The organism is Methanobrevibacter sp. (assembly GCF_017940815.1).
GTDB lineage: Archaea > Methanobacteriota > Methanobacteria > Methanobacteriales > Methanobacteriaceae > Methanocatella.
Map to the genome: position 1 here is coordinate 1 of NZ_JAGAXX010000086.1, position 4,155 is coordinate 4,155.

Consider the following 4,155-nt stretch of genomic DNA (forward strand, 5'->3'; position numbering starts at 1 on the left):
AAAATATTAAAAAATGATTTATATCAATAATAAAGCAATAAACATAGTAAAATTAAATTTGATAAAATAAACTTTCTTAAATTCTAAATAAAATTTAAACAAATCGATGAAAAAAGTATATTTGATTAAATAAACATTTATAATCAAAATGACAAAATTTTCAGATATTAAAATAAAAATCGATAAATAATTATTCAAATTGAGAAAAATCATACAGATTTAAATAATTAAGTCAAAAATAACTTATTTAATCGAACAGATAAAAAATAGTATAGATTCATGAAAAAAGATGATTTTATGTTAAGCGAGAAAAATACATTCCAAAAAAATTATAAACAGGTGGATGTGAGGTTTGGATTGGCCTATCCGAATGTTTATAGAACCGCAATGTCTTCATTAGGTTATAACATATTGTATAACTGCATTAACGAACGTGAAGACGTTTGGTGTGAGAGAATAATTTTTCCCAACATAAACTCATTAGAATCAAATACACCAAGCAGGCATTTTGACATTTTAAGTTTCACATTGCAATTTGAAGAAGATTATTTCAATGTGTTGGAAATGTTGAAAAACTCCGAAATCCCCCTTAAAAGAGAAGATCGTGGAGCGGAGGACCCATTGATAATTGCAGGAGGACCATGCGCCACAGCAAATCCAATGCCCCTGGCAGATTATATAGACATATTCATAATTGGAGAGGGAGAAAACATAATAAACGATTTTATTGATGTTTACAAAGAGAATCCCGATAAAAGGCTCGAAGCCTATCTAAACATTAACGGAGTCTATATCCCAGAGTATGACAACAATGCAAGGATTGCAATCATAGGCGATATGGATGAGACATACCACATCACCCACCCGATACTGAGCAGGAGCGATGATGACGATTTCATGAGCGTCTTCAACAATTCAATAATGTTGAATGTTTCACGCGGATGCACACGAGGATGCAGGTTCTGCATGGCAGGTTACATGTACCGGCCAATGAGACAAACAGATCATCAAAAGTTGATTGACATAGCATTGGAAAACAGGAAAAATACTGGGTTGAATAAAATCACATTGATTGGTGCTGCAGTGTCAGACTATACAGATTTGGAAAAATTGATTGACGGACTTGAACATGAAGGCTTTCAGATTTCAACACCGTCACTGAGAATTGAGTCCATAACATTGGAAACTTTGAAAACCTTGAAAAAAAGTGGACTTAAAACTATCACCCTTGCGCCGGAATCCATTCCAAGATTGAGAAAAGTGATAAATAAATCCATACTGGAAGAGCAAATTTTTACAGTAATTGAAAATGCAGTGAAACTTGATTTTAATATCAAACTATACTTTTTGATTGGAATTCCTGATGAAAGCATGGAGGACATAAAAGACCTCTGTGAGTACATGAAAAAAATTGCGGATATGCACACTAACCCTAAAAGGGTAAAGTTTAGTGTTAATCCAGTAATTCCAAAACCCCACACTCCATTACAATGGGAAGGTTATGATTTTAAAGACATTAAAAAGAAAACCAGATTTATTAAAAAAGAAATGAAAAATTATAACATTAAGTGCGAAAGTCCTAAAAAAGGACTAGTTCAATATATATTGTCTTGTGGAAATAGGCAAGTTGGTGCAATTATTGAGAAGTCTGTGACAAAAAATGTTATACTAAAAGAATGGAGAGACATGACTCCAAATTATAATATAGATGATCCCCTACCTTGGGACAAAATTGATGTCGGAGTAAATAAAAGATTTCTTAAAATAGAACATAGACGATTGAGAAATTTAAAACAAACCCCCTGGTGTGAAACATCCCCATGTTACAATTGTGGAGCATGTGAAAAATAATTACTAGAAAAAATTAAATTTACTATAATAATATATAATATATTAGAGAGGCTAAAATTTATGATAAATCCAGCAAGTAGAACAAAATTAATTGAATTATCACAAATAAGAAAAATGTTTGAAGCAACAAAACCGGGTGCAATAAACTTAGGTATTGGAGAACCGGATTTTGATGTTCCTCAAAACATTAAGGATGCAATGAAAAAATCCATCGATGACAATGACACACATTACACCCCAAACAAAGGGTACATTGAATTAAGGGAAGAGATTGTTAAGAAATTCAAAAAGGACAACGGCATAAAAACAAATCCTGAAAATGTCATTGTTACAGTTGGAGCAAGTGAGGCATTATATGTCAGTGCACAGGCATTCATAGAAAAAGGCGACGAGGTAATTTTGCCTAACCCTAGTTTTTTATTGTATGAAGCTGTGCTAAATCTTGCAGGAGGAGACATTGTACCAGTTGATTGTAAAATGGAAAATGAATTCAAGCTAAAGGCTGATGATGTGGCAGAAAAAATCACCGACAAAACAAAAGCCATAATCTTAAACTCACCATCCAATCCAACAGGTGCAGTGATGGACAAGGAAGACATAAAAGCAATTGCTGATTTATCAATGGACCATGACTTCATGATCATTTCCGATGAGATTTATGAAAAAATCATTTACGATAAAAAGCATTACTCACCTGCAAAATACAGTGATAATGTTATCACCATCAACGGATTTTCAAAAACATACGCAATGACAGGATTGAGGGTAGGTTACTTGAATGCAAATGAAACCTACAGCGAAGAACTATTTAAAATCCACCAGAACAGTATCGCATGTGCCAATTCAACCGCACAAAAAGGAGCATATGAAGCTTTAACAGGACCTCAAGATGAAGTTCATAAAATGGTTAACGAATTTAAGAACAGACGTGACTTGATTGTTTCAAGATTAAATGAAATGGGTTACGAAACAGTGAATGCAGAAGGTGCATTTTACGTATTCCCAAAAATTGAAGACCCAGACTTTGTCAAAAAGGCAGCTGATGCAGGGGTAGTAACCGTATCCGGAGCAGCATTTGGATCAAACGGTGCAGGCCACGTAAGAATGTCTTATGCAAACTCCTATGAAAACATTGAAAAGGCAATGAACATACTGGAAGAGCGTGTAGTAAATGGATGAGCTTAGAAGCAAAGGTGGAAGAAAAGCTGCAACAGTTGCAATTGTTGCAAATTGTATATTGACTGTTTTGAATATAGCAGTTGGAATACTATCCGGAAGTTATGCATTAGTTTCCGAAGGAGCACATACATTGTCTGATGTAGCCACCTCCATAATTGCATACATCGGTTTTGTAATCGGACAAAAGCCAGCAGATGACAACCATCCATATGGACATGGCCGTGCAGAGGCAATAAGCGGATTGGTCATTGTAATATTTTTAGCCATTGTAGCATATGAAATCATTACTGGAGCAATCCATAAAATAATTCATCCAGAACTAATTACAATCCCTGACTTTTATGCCGCAATAATGGCAACAGTTGGAATAATTGTCAATTTAAGAATAAGCGAATACATTATTTCTATTGGAAAACAGATTAACAGCCCTGCGATAATTGCAGATGGGCAACATCAAAAGACAGACATATTTTCCTCAGTGGCAGTACTGGCAGGAGTCGTTGTTTCAAACATGGGATTTCCAATTCTAGATCCAATCATAGGGTTGATAATTGGGTGTTTAATTATAAAAACAGCATATGAAATCGCAAAGGAAAACATTGACAACATTATGGGAAAAGTTCCTTCTGAAGAGTTAATTAACCGCATAAGAGATGTTGCAAATAACTCCATCAATGTAAACACCGCACATGATATAAAAGTAGACTATTTAGGAGCTTACGCAACCGTCACATTACATATTGAACTTGATGGAGACATGAGCTTAAATGAATCCCATAAGTTAGCGCACATTGTTCAGAATGCAATTGTTGAAGAGATTCCTATAGTAAAATCAGCAACAGTGCATACCTGCCCAATAGGGTTAGAGTATGACCATGGACAAGAAATAGATAAATATTGAACCACCCCACCCTTAAAGAGGGTGGAGATTCCTGAATTTTTTTTCATTTGATTGGTTAATTTTAATGTTTTTTCAGGCTATCCCCGTTGAACCAGCGGTTTAGTATATTAATTGCGGCGTTTATGTCTCTATCATGTGTTTTTCCACAGTTTTGACATTTCCATTTGCGTGTTTTGACTTTTAACTCTTTTTTTATGTGTCCGCAGTGGTGACATGTTCTGCTT

The 4,155-nt window shown here is 34.6% G+C and carries 4 protein-coding genes; 3 read left to right on the plus strand and 1 reads right to left on the minus strand.

The genetic code is table 11. From position 1 onward, the window contains the following. Positions 1 to 297: 297 nt before the first annotated feature. From ILA26_RS10260 to ILA26_RS10270, 3 genes are read left to right on the plus strand one after another with little or no spacing between them, the layout of a single operon-like run. Positions 298 to 1,851 (plus strand): radical SAM protein, encoded by a 1,554-nt coding sequence (locus ILA26_RS10260; protein ID WP_292896964.1) that lies wholly within the window; start codon positions 298 to 300, stop codon positions 1,849 to 1,851. A gap of 60 nt (positions 1,852 to 1,911) precedes the next feature. Then, positions 1,912 to 3,030, plus strand: a complete 1,119-nt coding sequence (locus ILA26_RS10265; protein WP_292896966.1) for a pyridoxal phosphate-dependent aminotransferase — start codon at positions 1,912 to 1,914, stop codon at positions 3,028 to 3,030. Further along, positions 3,023 to 3,931, plus strand: coding sequence for a cation diffusion facilitator family transporter (locus tag ILA26_RS10270; protein WP_292896968.1), 909 nt, complete (start codon positions 3,023 to 3,025; stop codon positions 3,929 to 3,931). Before ILA26_RS10265 ends, ILA26_RS10270 begins: the two co-directional genes overlap by 8 nt. A 61-nt stretch (positions 3,932 to 3,992) precedes the next feature. On the opposite strand, the gene ILA26_RS10360 is transcribed toward ILA26_RS10270, so the two are convergent. Next, positions 3,993 to 4,155, minus strand: a 163-nt coding sequence (locus tag ILA26_RS10360; protein ID WP_366514908.1) for a zinc ribbon domain-containing protein, incomplete at its 5' end; no start/stop codon positions are given.